At 59.5% G+C, this 19,132-nt stretch carries 16 protein-coding genes; 2 read left to right on the top strand and 14 right to left on the bottom strand.

Going from position 1 to position 19,132, the window contains the following annotated elements:
• Positions 1 to 238 precede the first annotated feature (238 nt).
• Positions 239 to 664, top strand: coding sequence for a thioesterase family protein (locus ACP2AU_RS03610; RefSeq protein ID WP_426374547.1), 426 nt, complete (start codon positions 239 to 241; stop codon positions 662 to 664).
• Between the two features lie 3 nt (positions 665 to 667).
• Here ACP2AU_RS03610 and ACP2AU_RS03605 read toward each other — a convergent pair whose 3' ends face one another.
• The 5 genes from ACP2AU_RS03605 to ACP2AU_RS03585 all read right to left on the bottom strand — a co-directional run bounded on the left by ACP2AU_RS03605 (position 668) and on the right by ACP2AU_RS03585 (position 6,627).
• Positions 668 to 1,990 (bottom strand): MATE family efflux transporter, encoded by a 1,323-nt coding sequence (locus ACP2AU_RS03605; RefSeq protein ID WP_426374546.1) that lies wholly within the window; start codon positions 1,988 to 1,990, stop codon positions 668 to 670.
• A gap of 261 nt (positions 1,991 to 2,251) precedes the next feature.
• Positions 2,252 to 2,749, bottom strand: coding sequence for a thiol peroxidase (tpx, locus tag ACP2AU_RS03600; RefSeq protein ID WP_426374544.1), 498 nt, complete (start codon positions 2,747 to 2,749; stop codon positions 2,252 to 2,254).
• A gap of 120 nt (positions 2,750 to 2,869) precedes the next feature.
• Entirely contained in the window at positions 2,870 to 4,087 is a 1,218-nt protein-coding gene (locus ACP2AU_RS03595) for a Bcr/CflA family multidrug efflux MFS transporter (protein WP_426374543.1), read from the bottom strand.
• 223 nt (positions 4,088 to 4,310) lie between these two features.
• Positions 4,311 to 5,222: a LysR family transcriptional regulator gene (locus tag ACP2AU_RS03590; RefSeq protein ID WP_426374542.1), complete on the bottom strand. Its 912-nt coding sequence runs from the start codon at positions 5,220 to 5,222 to the stop codon at positions 4,311 to 4,313.
• 253 nt (positions 5,223 to 5,475) lie between these two features.
• Positions 5,476 to 6,627: an alpha/beta fold hydrolase gene (locus ACP2AU_RS03585; RefSeq protein ID WP_426374541.1), complete on the bottom strand. Its 1,152-nt coding sequence runs from the start codon at positions 6,625 to 6,627 to the stop codon at positions 5,476 to 5,478.
• A gap of 179 nt (positions 6,628 to 6,806) precedes the next feature.
• On the opposite strand from ACP2AU_RS03585, the gene ACP2AU_RS03580 reads away from it, so the two are divergent.
• Positions 6,807 to 7,700 (top strand): acyltransferase, encoded by an 894-nt coding sequence (locus tag ACP2AU_RS03580; protein WP_426374539.1) that lies wholly within the window; start codon positions 6,807 to 6,809, stop codon positions 7,698 to 7,700.
• A 38-nt stretch (positions 7,701 to 7,738) separates the two neighbouring features.
• On the opposite strand, the gene ACP2AU_RS03575 is transcribed toward ACP2AU_RS03580, so the two are convergent.
• The 9 genes from ACP2AU_RS03575 to ACP2AU_RS03535 all read right to left on the bottom strand — a co-directional run bounded on the left by ACP2AU_RS03575 (position 7,739) and on the right by ACP2AU_RS03535 (position 19,126).
• Complete coding sequence (locus ACP2AU_RS03575; RefSeq protein WP_426374537.1) at positions 7,739 to 7,939, bottom strand: hypothetical protein; 201 nt, start codon at positions 7,937 to 7,939, stop codon at positions 7,739 to 7,741.
• 61 nt (positions 7,940 to 8,000) lie between these two features.
• Positions 8,001 to 9,983 carry a ribonuclease R family protein gene (locus ACP2AU_RS03570; protein WP_426374536.1) on the bottom strand — a complete coding sequence of 661 codons (1,983 nt, stop codon included), beginning with the start codon at positions 9,981 to 9,983 and terminating at the stop codon, positions 8,001 to 8,003.
• 70 nt (positions 9,984 to 10,053) lie between these two features.
• On the bottom strand, positions 10,054 to 11,772 hold the full coding sequence (locus ACP2AU_RS03565) for a diguanylate cyclase domain-containing protein (RefSeq protein ID WP_426374535.1): 1,719 nt from the start codon (positions 11,770 to 11,772) through the stop codon (positions 10,054 to 10,056).
• 134 nt (positions 11,773 to 11,906) lie between these two features.
• Positions 11,907 to 12,356 carry a DUF411 domain-containing protein gene (locus ACP2AU_RS03560; protein WP_426374534.1) on the bottom strand — a complete coding sequence of 150 codons (450 nt, stop codon included), beginning with the start codon at positions 12,354 to 12,356 and terminating at the stop codon, positions 11,907 to 11,909.
• A gap of 114 nt (positions 12,357 to 12,470) precedes the next feature.
• On the bottom strand, positions 12,471 to 15,056 hold the full coding sequence (locus ACP2AU_RS03555; protein ID WP_426374533.1) for a heavy metal translocating P-type ATPase: 2,586 nt from the start codon (positions 15,054 to 15,056) through the stop codon (positions 12,471 to 12,473).
• Between the two features lie 3 nt (positions 15,057 to 15,059).
• Complete coding sequence (locus tag ACP2AU_RS03550) at positions 15,060 to 15,494, bottom strand: MerR family transcriptional regulator (RefSeq protein WP_426374532.1); 435 nt, start codon at positions 15,492 to 15,494, stop codon at positions 15,060 to 15,062.
• A gap of 248 nt (positions 15,495 to 15,742) precedes the next feature.
• Positions 15,743 to 16,063 carry a hypothetical protein gene (locus tag ACP2AU_RS03545; RefSeq protein WP_426374531.1) on the bottom strand — a complete coding sequence of 107 codons (321 nt, stop codon included), beginning with the start codon at positions 16,061 to 16,063 and terminating at the stop codon, positions 15,743 to 15,745.
• Positions 16,064 to 16,116: 53 nt separating this feature from the next.
• Entirely contained in the window at positions 16,117 to 18,384 is a 2,268-nt protein-coding gene (locus tag ACP2AU_RS03540) for a putative bifunctional diguanylate cyclase/phosphodiesterase (protein ID WP_426374530.1), read from the bottom strand.
• Between the two features lie 307 nt (positions 18,385 to 18,691).
• The gene (locus tag ACP2AU_RS03535; RefSeq protein ID WP_426374528.1) at positions 18,692 to 19,126 is read right to left on the bottom strand and encodes a CoA-binding protein; all 435 of its coding nucleotides are present in this window, start codon (positions 19,124 to 19,126) and stop codon (positions 18,692 to 18,694) included.
• Between the last annotated feature and the right edge of the window lie 6 nt (positions 19,127 to 19,132).

Genomic DNA, 19,132 nt, shown 5'->3' with positions numbered 1-19,132 from the left:
TAGGGATAAGCTTTCCAAAACCTTGCGGAGCCATGGATGGCGGAGCAGAGCGTACAGGGATGTATTCACAGCGTGTTTTGGAAAGCTTATCCCTACGGCCGGCCGAACCAGCATTCGCGGCGCTACGACGTTTACAGCAAGATACCCGAACAACCTACAGGATGAGAAGCGACAAAGGTCGGAGTATGATGCACCCCCATTACTCAATCGCACCAAGCACACCCCAGGGGACCCCCAAGTGGCCAGAATCAAACTCGACTTTCCCGACACCGCCTTCACCTTTGAAACCCGACTACCGGTACGAATCACCGACGTTAATGGCGCAAACCACCTGGGCAACGACGCCCTGATCTCCATGCTGTCCGAGGCCCGGGCCCAGTTTCTGGTAGAGCATGGCATTGAAGAAGCCGGCCACGATGGCATTGGCATTATCGTTACCGACCTGGCCACCATGTACCAGGGCGAGTCGTTCTACCCGGATATGCTGCGCTTCGAGGTAGGCCTGATGGACTTCAATAAATACGGCGGCGACTTCGTGTTCCGGGTCACCAAGGCCGACGGCGGCCAGCCGGTAGCGCTGGCCAAGTACGGTTTTGTCTTCTTTAACTACCAGAGCCGGGAAGTCACCCCCATGCCCCAGGCGTTCCGCGCCCGCTTTGCCTGAGTATTACGCCTGCTGGCGCAACCGGCCCATGCCCTGGCGGTAAAGACTGTACGCCATAGCGCCGGCCAGCAGGTTGCCCACCAGAGCACCTGACATGAGCCCGGTCAGCCCGGACATTTGTCCGCCAACCCAGAGTAGCGGCAGATAACAGGCAAACAGCCTCAGGGTGGAGATCAGCAGCGCGCGCATGGGCATACCCAGTGCGTTGTTGACCGACACCATCAGGATACAAACGCCCAGCCCGCTGTAGCTCAGGGGCACCCGCAACAGATAGTTGAAAAGAATTTCCTGCACATCGGCATCCCGGCTGAACAGCCCGGACACAAAGCCGGAGGCGGCCAGCCAGATCAGGCCAATGGCCAACTGCCAGACCACGATGAAGCGCACGGCAATACGCACCAGTTTGCGGATCTTTTCAATCTCTCCCGCCCCCAGCATACGGCCGATCATCGGAGGCATCGACATGGTCAGTGCCAGCACCACCACAATGGAGAAGAACTCCAGGCGGGTGCCCAGGCCCCAGGCGGCCACGGCGGCAGACCCAAAGCCCGCCACCAGTGCGGTGGCCAGCATGGCCGACAGTGGCGGCATTAACTGGCTGACCATGGCCGGTGCCATGATGCCGCCAAGTTGACGAGCGGCCTGGCTGAGTTGCAGCTGAAGCAGGTCGAATCGCAGCCATTGGCGTTTGAACAGCAGGGGGTAGACGATCAGCGCACCAATACCGAAGGCGGTGATGGTGGCCCAGGCTGCGCCGGGCAGGCCCCAGTCGAAGACGAAAATGTACAGTGGGTCCAGAGCGATGTTGAGCAGGCTGGTGGTGATCATCATGTAGCCGGGCAGGCGGGTGTCGCCATTGGCCCGGCACACGGCATAGCTGAAGTAGACCATGGCACCGGTCCACGCTGAGAGCAGCCACGGCGCCCAGTACTCCCGGATAACCGGGCGCAGTGCCTGTTCCGCCCCGAGCAGATCGAGGATCAGGCTTTGCAGCAGCCATACTGACAGGCACAGGGTGAATGCCAGGCCGGCGCCAATGGCGATAACCAGCCCGCCCAGGCGCTGGGCCCGCAGTTCATCGCCCTGGCCGAGGGTGCGGGAGATGATGGCGGTGGTGGCGATACCCAGGCCCACGTACATACCGCTGACCAGTTGTTGCATGGGCACGGTAAAGCCCAGTGCCGCCAGCGGGTCTCGGCCGAGTTGGCCGACGAAGGCGCTGTCGGTGAGCTGGAAGGTCATCAGCGAGAGCACGCCAAACAGCATGGGCCAGGTCATGTGGTAGAGCTGGCGGCCCAGGGAGGCGTTTTGCAGGTGGTTTTGCACGTTAGCTTGGGGGCCTTGGTATTGAGTGTGGCGGGGATTCTAGCAGTTCTGGTGTCTGGTGAATGCACTCGTCGCAGGTGCAAGCGACCGAGCGGGGTGGGCTTTCCAAAAACCGCTCCTTCGGCACATCCGTGTGGCGCTTCTGCTCCGCCATCCCTGGCTCCGCAAATTTTTGGAAAGCCCACCCCACCCGGTCACCCGGACGGTAGTGCAATACCCTGTACTCTGTCGATCAACAGAGGGTTGGAGGTTCAATGAATATCAGAGCACACTCAAAGCCGCATCGTAATCCGGCTCGTCCTTGATTTCGCTGACCAGTTCGCTGTGAATCACCTGGTTGTTTTCATCCAGTACCAGCACCGCCCGGGCGCACAGGCCGGCGAGGGGGCCGTTCTGGATGGCCACACCGTAGTCCTGCTGGAAGCTGTAATTGCGGAAGGTGGAAAGGGTTTCCACGTTTTTCAGGCCTTCCGCGCCACAGAAACGGGAGGCGGCGAAGGGCAGGTCGGCGGAGATCACCAGTACCACGGTGTTGTCGAGACTGCCGGCTTTTTCATTGAACTTGCGGGTACTGGCGGCGCATACGCCAGTGTCGATGCTGGGGATGATGTTGAGGATTTTGCGTTTGCCGGCCCAGTTGTCGAGTTTCACTTCTTCCAGCCCGCTGCTGGTCAGGGTGAAGGGCGGAACGTTGTCGCCGGTTTGGGGAAATTTTCCACTCAGTTCAATGGGGTTGCCGTCCAGGGTGACGTTGCTCATGTGCTACTCCTGAGGTTGTGGTGAGTGCTTTGGTTTTTCGCTCTGCAACTTACTCTGTGTAGCTTATTTTGGATGACTTTTCATCCTTTGCCTGATGTAAGTCATTTGAAGGAAGGGCGCTCAGGCGCGGGCCTTTGGGGTTTCAAAGGCTTTTGCCGGGTAGCGCTGTACCAGCAGCAGGTAGCCGGTCATGGCCAGGCCTGCACAGGCGGCAATGACGGTGGCCATTACCAGGGGGGTGCCGTTGTGCAGGGCGCCCACGGTGGCGCCGGCGATGGCGGCGGCGGTCATCTGGATAAAGCCGAACAGGGCCGAGGCGGAGCCGGCCATGGTCGGGAAGTTGGCCAGGGCGCCCGCCATACACTGGGGCAGTGCCAGGCCGGTGCCGGCCATGAAGATGGCCTGGGGGATCATCACTGCCCAGGGGCTGTATACCTGCTGGTAGGCGAGTAACGCCATGACTGCGCCGCTGATCAGGCTGATGATGAGTCCGCACAGGAGGATCTGATCCGGTGTCATGTGGCGGGCTAACCGGATGGAGCCCAGGTTGCCGGCAATGTAGCCAACAACGATGGCGGCAAAGTAGAAGCCGAAGTGTTCGGGTTTAACACCGAGCACATCGATCAGCACGAAGGAGGCGCCTGACAGGAAGGCAAACAGGCCCCCGTAGATGGCCGCGTTGGTCAGGGTGTAGCCCAGGAAGCTGGCATCTGTGCTGATGTGCCGATAGTTGGCAAACAGATGGCCCAGGCGCAGGGGCTGGCGATGTTCCGGTTTCAGAGGTTCGGGAATGCCAAAGGCGGTAACCGCTGCCATAACCAGCGCGTAGCCGCCCATGGCGATGAAGATCCAGTGCCAGCTGATACCGGCCACCATCAGACCGCCCAGGGTGGGCGCCACGGCGGGTGCCAGAGCCATGATGCTGGCTAGCAGGGCGAGGATTTTGGCCGCTTCGCGGGGGGTATAGACGTCGCGGATGATGGCGCGGCCGAGCACCGGTCCGGCTGAGCCACCCAGGGCCTGGAGGAACCGGCAGAGTTGCAGGGTTTCAATGTTGGTGGCCAGGGCGCAGCCAATGCTGGCCAGTGCGAACAGCAGGAAGCCGCCAACCATGACCGGTTTGCGCCCAAAGCGGTCGGCGAGAGGGCCACACACAAGTTGTGCGATGGCAAAACCGGCCAGATAGACACTCAGGGTGAGCTGGACCTGGTCGGTGCCGGCGTTGAAGTCGGCGCCTATCTGGGGCAACGCTGGCAGATACATATCCACGGCCAGTGGCCCGAGGGCAACGGCGGCGGCCAGCAATATGGTTGTCCAGATGCTTGTGAGTGCTAACACGGGTTGTCCTTTCATTGGAGTTAGGTGCGAGTGAGCTATCGCCTCCCAAAAAACGCTGTGAATACTTCCATGTACGCTCTGCTCCGCCATCCTTGGCTACGCAAGTTTTTGGGAGGCGATAGCTCACTCACACCATCCAGCGTATGGAGGGGAAGTCTAGGCGGAAGCAACGTTGGGGATAATGCCTGCTGGTCTCATGCAATACATGAATAAAACTGATTGATTAATCGTTCAGCCCGTTCATGGTGGCGGCGACCGAGTTCACCTGATTTCGCAGCCAGCGATGGGCCGGGTCGTTCTGGTGGCGGCGGTGCCAGAGCATTAGCAAAGTGAAGGGCTTGTAGTCAAAGGGTAGGGGCACCCAGGCGAAGTCCCGCATCAACTGGCTGCTCATCCGTTCCGGTGCGGTTGCCAGCATATTGGTGCCGCGCAAAAATTCCGGCAGGCCGGAGAAGTTGGAGACGGTGACCACGTTGTGGCGGTCCAGGCCTTTGGCATGAAGCGTGTTCTCGAAGCCGGGACGTTCGCCGGTGGCGAACATCAGGGCGATGTGGTCGGCCTTCAGGTAGTCGGCAAGGTCCGTCGGTGCCTGCCGCTGGTCCGGGTCGTAAAACACCACCATGCGGTCGGCCATCAGGCCTCGTTGCATGATGTCGGTGGTCTCCGGCGCGTGGGGGCTGATGATCAGGTCGCAGGCTTCTTTGCGCAGCATATCGGCAGAGGGGATGCCGGATGGAATCACCTGCAGCCGGATACCCGGCGCCTGTTGACGCAGGTTTTTCATCAGCCCCGGCAGCAGCAGGTCTCGCTGGTAGTCATTGGCCGCGATGGTGAAGGTGAAGTCGGCGGAGGCCGGGTGGAATGGCGGCCCAGATGGCAGGGTGCGCAGGTCGTCCAGCAGCTGACGGATGTGGGGGCCGGTGCGCAGGGCGTAATCGGTGGGCACGATGCCGCGCCCGCTTTTGACAAACAGGGGGTCGCCAAAGGCCTGGCGCAGGCGCTCGAGGGTGTGGCTCACCGCCGATTGGGTTACGCCCAGGCGAATGGCTGCCCGGGACACGCTGCCTTCGTCCAGCACCGCCACAAACGTTGCCAGGGATCGCAGATCCAGGCTCAACATATCAACAGGTTTCATGGGTGGCAGTTTAAAGCAGGAATGACGGAAAGTCAGCGTTGGGCAGGTGGCAGGGAGGGCTTTCCAAAAAACGCTCCTTCGGCACCCCTACGGGGTCCGGCCCGCAATCACAGATTGCGGTCGCTCAGATGTCGCATGAAGCTTCGCTTCATAAGCGCTCGACTGAGCCCATGTGGCGCTTCTGCTCCGCCATCCCTGGCTCCGCAAATTTTTGGAAAGCCCTCCCTGCCACCTGCCGCTTGTGAAAGTAGTATCAGTCAGACCTTTCAGCCAGCCAGTCCGCCAGCTCAAGCCAGGACGCCCGGGGCGCTTTGCTGCCGGCCAGTATCCCCATGTGTCCGCCCGGAGCCACCCGGAACGTTTTATCGGTGGAGCTGACGTGGTCCATCAGGCGCTTGGCAGCACCCGGCGTGGCCAGGGTATCGTCCTGGCCGGCAATGGCCAGCACGCTGGCATTCACGTTTTCCAGCCGGGCGACATCCTCGCCGATCTGGATTTCACCTTCGGCCAGTTGGTTATCGATCCAGACCCGGACCACGGTGTCCTGAATAATGCCGCCGGGGTAGGCCACCATCCGGTCCAGAAACGCCGCCGTGGTGGCATGATTAGTCACGAATTCACGATCACCCAACCGGACAATCAGCTCCCAGTAGCCCATCACACTGCCGATGGGATTGCTCAGTTTGAAACCGATGGTATTGGCCCAGCCAGGGGTGTGGAACCAGTGGGGCTTCAGGTCGTGGAGCCGGAACCCCGTGCGTTTGCGAACCTGCCCGGCCACATCGGCAATGCGCTGATACAGCCAGCCGATCGCGCCGGAGGCATGGCTGTCGACGGGCAGGCCCACCACAATGGCGTTGCGGATGTGCTGGTCCTGGCTCAGCGCCGAGTAAAACATGGTGAACATTCCCCCCATACTCCAGCCGTGCAGTGACAGTTCCTGTTCGCCGCTGTGTTGCCGTACCCGGTTCAGATACTCCGGAAGCAACTCTGCGACATAGGTATGCATATTGTAGTGGCTGTGCTCACGGCCCGGGATGCCCCAGTCGATCAGGTAGACGTCAAAGCCTTTGGCGCGGAGAAAGCGCACCAGGCTGCGCTGGGGGAACAGGTCGTAGATCAGCATATTGACCGCCAGCGGCGGAATGATGACGACCGGAGTCCGGTGGCTGTGTCGCTCAACCGGGATGATCATGTCATCCAGTTCAATAAAGTCTTCTGCCAGAGGCGGATAATATCTCAGGCTGACCAGGCCATCACTGTGAAGTGTCTCGAACGGTGTCTGGCCGGCCTGCACCAGGCTGGCGGCGCGGAAAACCCGGTCAAACGCGTTGCCGGCGTAAAGGGCTCCCTGGCGAGCAATGCCCGAGGTGGTTTTTATTGAGGTTCTGAACGGATTGCGCATAGATCGTCCGATGGAGCAGAAGTACGTGGAGCGTCTGAGCATAAAGAGGATGTAGCCGCGACGCCATGGCAAAACCGTCCGGTCTGGCCGGCGTTTTGGTCACCTCAGGCCACTGCCCAAGTGCCCGCCTGGTTGCTATCATGTCGGGCTTCGGAAACAACCACAACAACAGGACTACCATGCTCAGTTTCCTGCCTGCCCCCGTTATCGGCGTGCTCAACTCTCTACTTCTTGGCATCAACACCGTGTTTTGGTGCGTGCTTTTGTACATTCCTGCAGTGTTCAAGCTGTTGGTTCCGCATCAGGGGTTCCGGGTGCTGTGCACCCGCCTGATCATCTGGATCTCGGAATCCTGGGTGGCCTGCAACACCGGCTGGATGAAACTGACCCATAGCACACGCTGGCAGGTGGAAGGGGCGGATGAGCTCGAGCGCGAGAGCTGGTATCTGGTGCTCAGTAATCATCAGAGCTGGGTCGATATTCTGGCGATGCAGCGGGTCTTTAACCGCCAGGCTCCGTTTCTGAAGTTCTTTCTCAAGCAGCAGCTGATCTGGGTGCCGGTGATTGGTCTGGCCTGGTGGGGGCTGGATTTCCCGTTCATGAAGCGTTACAGCCGGGAATACTTGCTCAAGCACCCCGAAAAGCGGGGCGACGACCTGAAAGCCACGCGCAAGGCCTGTGAAAAGTTCCGGTACACACCGGTGAGCGTGATGAATTTTGTGGAGGGTACCCGCTTTACGCCGGCCAAGCACGACCGGCAAAAATCCTCGTATCAGCACCTGCTGCTTCCCAAAGCCGGGGGGGTGGCTTTTGTTCTGGATGCTATGGGCGATTCCATCGAGACTCTGGTGGATGTGACCATTGCCTACCCGAACGGGGCGCCAACCTTCTGGGATTTTATCTGCGGCCGGGTGCCGGAAATCAAGATGGTGATCGAGACCCAGTCTATCCCCGATCATTTGAAGGGCAAGGACTATTCCGGCGACGCCGAACACCGGCGCAACGTCAAGGACTGGCTGGGCGCGCTGTGGAAAGACAAAGACCAGCGCCTGAGCCGTATGCTCGGGCGGTGAGCTGATCGGTCAGCTTTTTGATGAGGCGGCGGCGGGTATCAGTCGTCGTCATCCTCAACCTGGTCCGGATGCTCTTTTTTGAATCGCTCCCACTCTTCCCAGTCATGGGGCGTGCCGGCATGAGGGCGTTTCAGGTGCCTTGCATGCTCCATGGCGTTATTCCGGAGGCTGTGGTCGCGCTCTTCGTCGTCCTCGTCAAAGCCGTATTTTTTCAGAAATTCCTGCGGGCTGATGGGCATGACACACCTCCTGATATCTCAAATACCATCAGAATATACGGTGTGTCTGCCCGCTCGGTTTTCAAGCCTCGTTACCGGCAGCCGCGCCAATCTCTTCGGCTTCAATCAGTTCAAAATTAATTTGCCGGCGCTCTTCATCCACGTTTGCAAACCGCACGGTTACCCGCTGATCGAGCTGGAACACACGGCCGTTTTTGTTATGCACCAGGCGCAGGGTTACCGGGTCGAAGCTGAACTTGCCGTCCAGGCTCTTGCAGCTGACAAAGCCTTCCAGACCATTGCAGTCCAGCCGAACGAAAAAGCCCGAGGGCACGGTACGGGAAATAGTGCCCTCCATGGGCTCCGCTGACAGGCCCTTGGCGTAATCGCTCTTGAGCCAGGTTTCCAGTGTGTTTGCGGCCATGCGTGCCCGTATTTGTGACGCCTGCAGGCTCTCCAGCTGTTGCGCATCGAGTGCTTCGATGGCTTGATCCCACAGTGCCGCCTTGATCAGCCGGTGCACATAGAAATCCGAGAATTTGCGCAGTGGTGAGGTGAAGGTGGTGTACGCCGCCAGGCCCATGCCCTGATGAGGTGCCGGCTCGAAGCTCAGCTCAGCCCGGGCCAGTTGCCGTGACAGGATGGATTTCACCGGCACCTCGGCCTCCAGCGCATCGGTGTGTTTCATCAATGCCTTGAAGCCTTCGGCACTGTTGGCATCGTAGTCCACGAGATGCGGCGCATAGTTTTCCAGCAGTTTCCGGATGTTTTCAGCGCGATCGTTACGCAGGCCCGGGTGCTGAATAAACAGGCCGCGGCCCCGTTGCTCAAGGAAATCGGCGGCACAGCGGTTGGCCGCTACCATGCATTCTTCCACCAGCCGATGCGCCTCATTTTGTACGGCTGGTTCGATCAGCCGGATACGCCGGTTTTCGTCCAGGCGAAGCCGGAATTCGGGGCGATCGTTGCTTAGCAGGGCGTGTTCCGCCCGCCATTTGCGCAGCGCGGTGGCCACCTGGTGCAGTTGGTCCAGGCTGTTGGCAACATCATCCGGCAACGCCTTGATGTCTTCATCCTCGCGGCCTTCAATCAGGTGAGAGACCAGTTCATAGCTGAGTTTGCCCTTGGAGCGGATGACCGCCTGATGGAACTGGTATTCGCCAAGGCTGCCATCGTTATTGACCTGCAGATCGCAAACCAGCGCCAGGCGCGATACCTCGGGCATCAAAGAACATAACCGGGTGCTAATGGCATCCGGCAACATGGGCAGCGGCTCGCCGGGAAAGTAAATGGCGGTGGCGCGGTTGAATGCCTCCTGTTCCACCGGGCTGGCCGGCTCAACAACGGCGGTAGGGTCCGCGATGGCAATGGACAGGGTCCAGCCGGTGGCGTTCGGTGTGGCCATCAGCGCATCGTCCATATCCTGGGTGCCTGGACTGTCGATGGTGACGTAGGGTCGGGCGGTACGGTCTTCCCGCTCCGTTGCGCGGTCCGACACCGCTTCTTCGCTCAGGGCGTCGGCCTGTTTCTGTACCTCCGCCGGCCAGCTGTCAGCCAGGTCAAAATTGGCCAGCGTAAGGGCGCGCTCGATGCCGGGTTCCCCTTTTTTTCCGATGACCCGCAGTACCCTGGCCTGGCCCTTGCCGTCCTTGAAAGGATGGCGATGCATCTGGCAATAGATGAAATCATCCGGCTGGGCGTTCTTGCGCTCTTTCGGCGGAATAAAGATCCAGCGGTTGATGCCGGGGGTTTCCGGTGCCACAAAGTGGCCTTTGCCTTTGATCAGGTAACGGCCTACAAATGTGGTGAGTGGTGACTCCAGCAGCTCGTCGACCACGCCTTGTGTTTTGCCCTTCTCCACCTCGTGTTCAGTCACGCTGACCCGGTCACCGGGAAGGACTTTCTGCATTTCTTCCGGCGGCAGGAAAACGTCACGCCCCTCGTCCAGGGCGACAAAGCCGAAGCGCCCGTTGGTGGACTTGACGGTACCGGCGAAAACCACCTTGTTCTCTTTGATGTCAGTTTTCAGCTGGCGCAATTGATTGAGAGCGTCGGCGTTGAGCATGAACAAATAACCTGAATAGAAAATGTGTTGCAGCGGAGTATAAAGGTTCTGCCAGTGGGTGTCAGATCTGTCAGGCCGGATGAATCATTTCGCCGCTGGGTGTATGGATGCATACCTGGTTGCGGCCGTTGCGTTTGGCCTCGTAGAGCGCCTGGTCGGCGTTATGCAGCAGTTCATCGAGGCTTTCACCGGGTTCGCAGAAATAACCGCCAACACTGATGGTGACCGGTGTTCCGGTACGAAGGCTCTCGTGTTCGACGCTGGCGCGAATACGGCAGGCGATCTGTTCCAGGGTTGAGACATTACAGGGTGACAGTACCACCACGAATTCGTCTCCACCCCAGCGCCCGGGGTGATCGTAGGGTCGCACGGCGGCTTTCAGCCACAGGGCCACCCGGCACAGAATTTCGTCGCCGGCCTGGTGGCCGCGGGCATCGTTGATGTCTTTGAAGTGATCAATATCCAGCCAGAGCAGACCAAACCCTTTCTGTTCCCGCTCGGCCCGCTGGATTTCTTCCGCGAGAACCTCATCAAGGCCTCGCCGGTTTTTCAGGCCGGTGAGTGCATCTACCCGGGCGAGACGCTGCAGCTCCTGGGTTCGTGCCTCCACCTCGCGTTCCAGCTCCCGGGTGGTGTTTTCAAGGGAGTGGGACATTTTTTCAAAATGATCAACCAGTCGGCCAATCTCATTGTCCGGCTTGTGCAGGTAGGGCAGATCGAAACGACCCTCCCTTAACCGATGTACTGCATTTTCCAGGCTGATGACGGGCTTGAGAATCCGGGACTGGATAATCTGATGGAACAGCACCAGGGTGATCAGAAGGCTGGCGATAAAGACGGCAATCAGCGGCCATAGATAGCTCCGCGGAATCAGCGCTTCCAGATCCAGCAGGGTGATCTCGAACCAGCCGATGGCCGGCAGGAAGGCCACACCGGCCAGGTGTTTGCGACCATCAACGGTGACAAAGCCACTCTCCACGGCACCGCTTTCACCGTTGCGTTGCTTGAGCAACTGAAGCATACCCAGAACCTGCTGTTTGTCCTGCGGGTCATCGAACAGCAGGTCTACCGTGTTTTTCTGGCCTTCGGGTTTGATAATGGTGGCGAAGTCGATGTAGTTGAGGTCCCGGTAGAGCTGGATGGCGCCGTTGTAATCGACAAACAGCGTGGTGATGCCATCCTGGCCGATATCGACAATGTCCTGCAGAAAATTGTCCAGGTTGAGGCCGGTCCCGACCATACCGACCACGTTGTCCTGTGCGTCCCGCATCAGCACGTCAATCCAGAGTTTGGTGACCCCCAGTTCGGTGTCCGGATTGACGTTAAGGTGAAAATCCCGACCCTCTTCGATCAGCTGGAAGAACCAGGCATCGTCGGGTTTGGTCGGGTCCAGCACATAACGGAACTGGTCTGCGGCGTACTCGTTGTCGGCGTTGTTGTAGTAGTAATGCAGGTTGCTGCGCAATGCCACGAAGTAGCTGTTGTCGCGGAAGTTGCTGCGGAAGCTTTCCATCTGGCGAATGGCCAGGGCTTCGAGGGTGGGATTGTCCGGCGCCTGGGCCCATTGAATCAGTGCTGAGGAACTGGCCATCTGGCGAGCCAGGCCGATTTCCCGCTCGAGAGACTGCAGCAGGCGGGCGCTGTCATAGCGAACCTGGATCTCGGCGACCTGCTGCCCCCAGCGCTCGATGATATTTTCCGATAATGCCCGATAGGCCAGCCAGGACGCGCTTCCCGCGGCAACGATCAACAGTGCGGCTAGCCCGAGTATGCGGGTTTTGAGGCTCAAAATAGATCCTTGCCAGTGTTATTCTGAATCTATGTTCCATCATAGAACAGTGTCTCGCCTTAGTGTAGAAAAAATAGGCAGACTTTGGGCGCAGGTTGAACCTGCGCCCTCCTGGCCGCAGCGCGGGTTGCGAATCAGTTGTGCTGGTTGAATATCCGGGTCTGCCCCTGACCGTTGAACAGAATGACCTTGTAATGGTCTTTCCGGGCGCCCATTTCCATGCCCGGAGAGCCCACCGGCATACCCGGTACACTCAGGCCAGTGGCCTTGGGGGCCTCTGCCAACAGGCGTTTGATGTCGTCCGCCGGCACATGCCCCTCAATCACATAGCCATCCACGAATGCGGTGTGACAGCTGCCCAGACCCGGAATCAGGCCAGCCTCAGCCTTGATCTGGCCCATGTTGTTGCTGTCGGTGGCGGTGACATCGAAACCGTTGTCTTCCAGGTGGTCAATCCAGTCGCCACAGCAGCCGCAGGTAGGCGATTTGTAGACGTGAATGCTCTGGGCGGCGCCGCCGGCCAGGGCGGTGGTGCTGAACCCCAGGGCGGCCATCAGGCCAAGGGCAAGAGTATGTTTTCTCATGATGAGTACCTCAGTGATGTTGATCGGAATGATCCGAGTTGGGGCCGGAAAGCCAGAACCACCAGACAATGGCAGCCATCAGGGCGAGACCACCGGCATTGACCAGAAATGTTGTCATCCGTTCCGCTCCTTTGCTGAAACCCGGGTGTCACCGGCTTTGAACAGCCGCAGCCGGTTGGCGTTGGACACCACCGTCACCGAGGACAGCGACATGGCGGCGCCGGCCAGAATGGGGCTCATCAGGATGCCCCATACAGGGTAGAGCAGGCCCGCGGCCACCGGAATACCCAGGGAGTTGTAGATGAAGGCGCCGAACAGGTTCTGGTGAATGTTCTTCACCGTTGCCCGGGAAATCTCGATGGCATCCGGCACCCCGTGCAGGGAACCGCGCATCAGGGTGATCGATGCACTTTCAATGGCCACGTCGGTGCCGGTACCGATGGCAAAGCCGACGTCTGCGGCCGCCAGCGCCGGGGCGTCGTTGATGCCATCGCCCACCATGGCCACCGTGTAGCCTTTGCCGCGCATTTCGCTGACCACCTCGGCTTTGTCCTCCGGCAGCACTTCGGCGCGGTAGTCGTCGATGCCTGCTTTGGCTGAAATGGCCTTGGCGGTGGCGTCGATATCGCCGGTGACCATCATCACCTTGATGCCGGCCTCGTGCAGGCGCCGGATGGCAGCCTCGGAATCCGGTTTGATGGCATCGGCCACGCCAATGACGCCGAGCACCTGTTGGCCCAGTGCCAGGAACAGCGGAGTGCCGGCTTCTTCGGTAATGCTTTGGGCGGCGTCATCGAGGGAGTCTATGGAAAGCCCTTCAGCCTCCAGCCAGCGCCGGTTACCCAGGCGCACCGGTTCGCCGTCGAGTTGGCCTTGCACACCCTTGCCATTGAGGGCCTCGAAGCCGGACACGGGTTCCGGTTCAAGCTCGTCCTCACGGGCTCTGGCCAGAATGGCCTCGGCCAGCGGATGCTCGGAGTGCTGCTCCAGCCCGGCAGCCAGTGCCAGCAAACGCTGCTCGTCGCCGTTATCGGCGTGCACCCGGGTTACCGCGGGATGGCCCTCGGTAATGGTGCCGGTTTTATCCAGAATCACCAGATCGATTTTCCCGGCGGTCTGCAGAGCATCGCCCTGGCGAATCAGCGCACCGTACTCTGCTGCCTTGCCAACGCCGACCATCACCGACATAGGCGTGGCCAGACCCAACGCGCAGGGGCAGGCAATGATCAGCACCGTGGTGGCGGCCACCATCATATGCACCACCGCCGGCTCCGGCCCGACGTTGTACCAGACCAGCGCCGACACCACGGCAATCAGCATCACCGACGGCACGAACACGGAAGAAATCCTGTCGGCCAGCCGGCCAATGGCAGGCTTGGAGCCCTGGGCCTTCTTAACCAGTTTGATAATCTGCGCGAGGGCTGTCTCGCTGCCCACCCGGGTGGCTTCATAAACGATGGAACCATGGGTATTGAGCGTGCCGGCAGAGACGTCGTCGCCTTCGCCTTTGCTTACCGGCATAGGCTCACCGGTGAGCATACTTTCATCAATGCGGGTGGAGCCCTCGGCAATCACCCCGTCCACCGGTAGCTTCTCGCCCGGGCGCACCCGGATGCGATCGCCTTTTTGAACCTCTTCAACGGGAATATCCTGTTCCTGGCCATCGCGGATCACCCGGGCCGTTTTCGCCCGCAAATCCAGCAATCGGCGCACCGCCTCGGACGTCTTGCCCTTGGCCCGCAGTTCCAGTGCCTGGCCCAGATTGATCAGGCCGATGATCATGGCCGAGGCCTCAAAATACACGTGCCGGGCCATCTCCGGCAGCGCCTCTGGCATACTGGCCACGACAATGGAGTACAGCCAGGCGGTGCCAGTGCCCAGGGCAATCAGCGTGTCCATGTTGGCGTTATGGTGTTTGAACGCCTTCCAGGCTCCGGTGTAGAAATGTCCGCCGGTGGCAATCATCACCCCCAGGGTGAGAACGCCCAGATTGATCCAGGTAAGCTGATTGGCCTCGGTGACCATCATCGAGCCAAAGCCCATGCCCCAGATCATCAGGCCCAGGCCCAGCCCCAGGCTGATCGCCATCTTCACCAACAGCACTTTGTACTGTTTTTTGTCCTCTTCCTGCTTGCGATCGTCCGCTTCGTCTTCATCCTCAATCACTTGCGCCCCGTAACCGGCACTCTCCACCGCCTGCACCAGCGATTGAGGCTCCGCATCTCCACTGGCGGTGGCGGTATTGTCCGCCAGATTCATATGGGCGTGAGTGACGCCGGGAACCGACATCAGGGCCTTCTCGATGGTATTCACGCAGGACGCGCAGGTGGCGCCACTGACCGACAGTACGATTTGCCCGGCGCCCGCATTGGCAGGGCCGGAGTTCGCGGAAGATTTCGATCTCTCGCCGGTTGTCGTCTTACCCCGGGCAGACGACTCCTCCGACGAGGCACAGCAACTGCCCGTGGATGGATCCCGGGGAAGGGGCTCTGCCGGATAACCGGTCTCCGTGACAATCCGCGCGGCCTCGGCGGTATCCACGCCTTCAGGCAGCGCCACGGTCTGCTCTTCGAGGTTGACCTCAACCCGCTCGGTACTGCCGGTTAGCGGCTCCAGGGCGTTGCGGATCTTTTTCGCACACCCCTGACACGAGGCGCCGGAAATACTCAGCGCGGTTTTCAGAACCGATGCTTCACTCATTGCTCAAGACTCCTCACAACAGGATGTTGACGCAGGGTCATCCCAATGCTCGATCAACCGACAAATCGTGTGCCCATCCGGCGTACCATCCGGCATGTCCTGCCAGGTAGACAAAGCCGATACCATCCGCGCCCGCAACTTCTGTAACTCCGAAATTTCCCGTTCCACCTCGGCCAGCCGCTTCCGGAACACATCCCGAACCATCGGACAGGGTGAATGATGGTCGTCTGCCTGCTCCAGAATCTGCCGGATCTCCGGCAGCGAAAACCCCAGCTGCCGGGCCTTACGGGCAAAGCGCAACCGGCGCAGATCCTCGGCATCGTACTGCTGGTAGTTGTTGTCCGGATTCCGGGTGGGGCGCAACAAGCCCTCCCGGGTGTAGAACCGGACGGTATCCGGATTTACCCCGGCGGCGGTGGCGATGTCTTTGACTTTCATAAGCAACGTCCAGCAAAAAACGAAAACCAGATACCTGGAATCCACGAATCAAGTCGGCGGAGTGCTGGTGCGGGGGGAGCCCTTCCGAAAATGTTCGGAGCCATGGATGGCGGAGACAAGCTTACAGGGACGTACTCGCAGCGGTTTTCGGAAGGGCTCCCCCCGTGCCGGCACGGCAAACTCACTACGTTGAAGACTAGACTAAAACCTGTGACCAACTCACAGGTCAAAGGTTTTCGGAGAGAAATTCAGGAAGAAGTGTTTTTCGAACGCAGAAACACACCGCAGGACTTGCACTGGTCCGGCGCCATCAGCTTCGCCTGCCAGCCAATCTTTACACCACAGGCCGGGCACTTCAGCCGCAACTGCAGAACCACAATCGGCGCCACCAGCAACGCCAGAAGCACCCCCAGAGACCCCCAGTCATCGCCGGAGGACAGGCCCAGCTGGCTGCTGAACACCAACACCACAATCAACGCCACAAAGGCGAACACAAAATAGTTCCGGTTCCACCGCTCCCAGCGACGAAGCTGTGCATCCTGTTCCGAATTCAGATATCCGCCAGACATAAATCACTCATGAAAAATCATTGGAAACCAAGTGTGGTGGCCCGGGGCATCAATTACAAACCGGAACTCACCGGCAGCCCTGGCACCGAAATACCCTCTGCCACGGCCTGCTCAAGAACCTCTGGGGGCACCGGCCGGCTGATCAGGTATCCCTGCGCCAGATTACAGCGATGAGCCCGCAGGAAGCTCAGTTGCGCTTCGGTCTCTACCCCTTCCGCCACCACCTGAATGTCCAGGTTATGGGCCAGATTGATCACCGCGCGGGTGATCACCGCATCATCATGTCGCTCGGTCACCTCAGTGATAAACGAACGGTCAATCTTGAGCAGATCCACCGGAAAATCCCTCAAATACCCCAGCGAAGAGTAACCCACGCCAAAGTCATCAATGGCAAGATGAACGCCCAAGCGATGTAACTGGGACATCTGATCGAGATTGTGTTCGATGTTCTGAATAAAGATCTCCTCGGTCAGCTCCACCTCAAGCCGGGAAGGGTGCACACCCTCAGAGGCCAGGGACTCACGAATGTGGTCGACCAGGAATTCATCGTCCAGTTCACGCCCGGACAGATTGACCGCGATTCTGAGGTGATCACAGGCCGTGCCCTTCCACCGGGTTAACTGCCGGCAGGCCGCCAGCACCACCCAGCGGCCGATTTCCGTAATACGCCCACTTTCTTCCGCCAGCGGAATGAACTCGGCCGGTGGCAACAGGCCGCGAACCGGATGTTGCCAACGGATCAGAGCTTCGACGCTGTTGATTCTGCCGGTATCCAGATTGAGCTGCGGCTGGTAATACAGAACGAATTCGTCGTTGGCCAGCGCCTGGCTCAGGTCCCGGTCCAGTTCCAGGCGCAAGACTTCGCGATCCTGCATACCTTCGGTATAAAACTGATAGGTATTGCGGCCCTGCTCCTTGGCCCGATACAACGCAATATCGGCGTTCCGCAGCAGCGTGTCGGCATCCAGGCCGCTCTGGGGGTAAACCGCCACGCCCATAGTGGCGGTAATGCTGTGATCTTCATCCTGGACATGGAACGGTGCGGCAAAACACTGTTTGATCTGCCCCAGCAGGTGAATGACATCGTCAATGTCGGCGATTTGTTGCTGGCACACCATGAACTCATCCCCGCCGGAATAGGCCACCAGCAATCGCTCGTTGCTCAGTCCGTTCAAGCGTTCGGACACCTTGATCAGCAGTTCATCGCCGAACTGGTGGCCGAGCGAGTCGTTCAACATCTGGAACCGGTCCAAGTCCAGCATCACCAGGGCGATCTGGCGCATCTGGCGGTCGGCAATATTGATAGTGTGGGCCAGATCTTCCATGAAGAACCGGCGGTTAGCCAGCCCTGTCAGGGTGTCGGTCGATTCGAGCCGTTCCAGGTCTACCTGCATGGCTTTGCGTTGATGGATTTCCTGCTCGAGTTCCCGCCGGGTTTTCAGCAAGGCCTGATTGCGCTTCAGGATCAGCTGCACCAGAAGCGCGGTGAGGCTGGTTAGCAGGCCCATCAGTAGCACGCTGGCGCAGGTCATGGTGGGCCAGCTGCTGCGCTGTAATTCGACCCATTGTTCGGTCGGGGTAAGCGTGAGCGACCACTCAAGCAATGGCAACTGAATGGGCACGGTATGTTCAAAGCCGGGCGCAAGTGCGGTTGCATTGCCCAGGGGAAACCGGCTTTGCCCGTTTTCCGTAATGGTTACCTGGAACTGATCAAGAATACGCCTGGAAAGCACTTGCTCCGCCAGCACCTGCAACCGGAAAACGCCTGCCATAAAGCCGTTATTGTTGCCGGCCCGGCCCACGGGATGATAGATCACAAGCCCGTCTCCCCCCTGGCGGAGGTCAATGATCCCTGACAGGTCGTATTGGCCGGAATTTGCCGCATGGGCGAGTGCGGCTTCTCGCTCGTCGTTGAACGCGACATTAAAACCAACCACTTCGTTATTGCCGGCGAATGGCTCTAGCCAGCGGACAATGTAGTCTTTATCGATCCATTCAATCGCCTGGTAAACGCCAAAATCTTGCAGGTAGTTGCGGGCATCCTGGCGCCAGACGTCTTCGGACATCGCGGGGTTAGACTGCATTCGCTGCGCCATGCGACCGATGGCATCAAGGTGCACCATGAACTCCCGCTCCAGATTGTTGGCCAGGGCGCGGGCTTCGTTATTCAGATTGGTCTGGATCTGGTGGCTGTTCTGCTGGGTCAGGCCGGTCCGGAGCCCGGTTGCGATTCCGAAAAACACCAGAAAAATCAGCACCGGGAACAGCGGGCTCATCAGCGCACGAACAACCAGCCTGATGGGTGTTTCGGTCTTCTCCACGTGTTGCTCCGGTGAGGTTGGCATCGGGTACATCTGTGTTAACGGCAGGCGCGGGCCAATTATGAACGATTCGATATCATGTTCGCCATTGGCTGTTTGGACCAATGTTGCGCCTGTCCGAAGCAGAACAAACCGGTATTGCTGGAGTTACCGGTTGCCGTCAGCCCGGAATTATTGTCAGGAGAGTATGTCAGACTGTCGCAATTGATAACAGATGCCAGCTGACATTATGAAATGGTGCCTGATCTGGCGCTGAAGACGGGTTGTTGCCTTCAGTGCCGGATGCCGAGCTGCGGTGGGAGCGATATCAGGCCTGCGCTGGCGTGCGCAGACCAAGGCGGGGAATTTCCTGCTTGGGGCAGCGGTCCATAACCACTTGCAGGCCTGCCGCTTCGGCGCGCTCAGCGCCGGGCCCGTTGATCACCCCAATCTGGAGCCAGAGCATCGGAATGTTCCGGGCTATGGCCTGATCAATCACCGCATCCGTGCGCTCGGGGGCGAGAAACAGCTCGGCCATGTCGACCGGCCCGGGCAGTGACGCCAGATCGGCGTAAACGGTTTCGCCCAGAACCTGTTGCCCGGCCAGGCGTGGATTGACCGGGATCACCCGGTAGCCCTGATCCTGCAGATACGCCATCACCTCATGGGAGGGGCGGTTGGTCTTCTCGCTGGCACCGACCAGGGCAATCGTTTTCACCGATTCCAGGATATCCCGGATCTGTTCAGGGCTGTTGCTGGGCATATGGCT

This window comes from Marinobacter sp. VGCF2001 (assembly GCF_049943275.1).
Classification (GTDB): Bacteria; Pseudomonadota; Gammaproteobacteria; order Pseudomonadales; family Oleiphilaceae; genus Marinobacter.
Note: the sequence above shows the minus strand (reverse complement) of the source record. Positions and strands in the feature narration are given on the sequence as shown.

What these genes read in the sequence shown, in the direction of transcription:
- ACP2AU_RS03550 (WP_426374532.1), bottom strand. Translation starts at nt 15,494, where the DNA reads ATGAAAGTCAAAGACATCGCCACCGCCGCCGGGGTAAATCCGGATACC.
- ACP2AU_RS03585 (WP_426374541.1), bottom strand. Translation starts at nt 6,627, where the DNA reads ATGCGCAATCCGTTCAGAACCTCAATAAAAACCACCTCGGGCATTGCT.
- ACP2AU_RS03555 (WP_426374533.1), bottom strand. Translation starts at nt 15,056, where the DNA reads ATGAGTGAAGCATCGGTTCTGAAAACCGCGCTGAGTATTTCCGGCGCC.
- ACP2AU_RS03535 (WP_426374528.1), bottom strand. Translation starts at nt 19,126, where the DNA reads ATGCCCAGCAACAGCCCTGAACAGATCCGGGATATCCTGGAATCGGTG.
- ACP2AU_RS03590 (WP_426374542.1), bottom strand. Translation starts at nt 5,222, where the DNA reads ATGAAACCTGTTGATATGTTGAGCCTGGATCTGCGATCCCTGGCAACG.
- ACP2AU_RS03570 (WP_426374536.1), bottom strand. Translation starts at nt 9,983, where the DNA reads ATGCTCAACGCCGACGCTCTCAATCAATTGCGCCAGCTGAAAACTGAC.
- tpx (WP_426374544.1), bottom strand. Translation starts at nt 2,749, where the DNA reads ATGAGCAACGTCACCCTGGACGGCAACCCCATTGAACTGAGTGGAAAA.
- ACP2AU_RS03575 (WP_426374537.1), bottom strand. Translation starts at nt 7,939, where the DNA reads ATGCCCATCAGCCCGCAGGAATTTCTGAAAAAATACGGCTTTGACGAG.
- ACP2AU_RS03560 (WP_426374534.1), bottom strand. Translation starts at nt 12,356, where the DNA reads ATGAGAAAACATACTCTTGCCCTTGGCCTGATGGCCGCCCTGGGGTTC.
- ACP2AU_RS03580 (WP_426374539.1), top strand. Translation starts at nt 6,807, where the DNA reads ATGCTCAGTTTCCTGCCTGCCCCCGTTATCGGCGTGCTCAACTCTCTA.
- ACP2AU_RS03545 (WP_426374531.1), bottom strand. Translation starts at nt 16,063, where the DNA reads ATGTCTGGCGGATATCTGAATTCGGAACAGGATGCACAGCTTCGTCGC.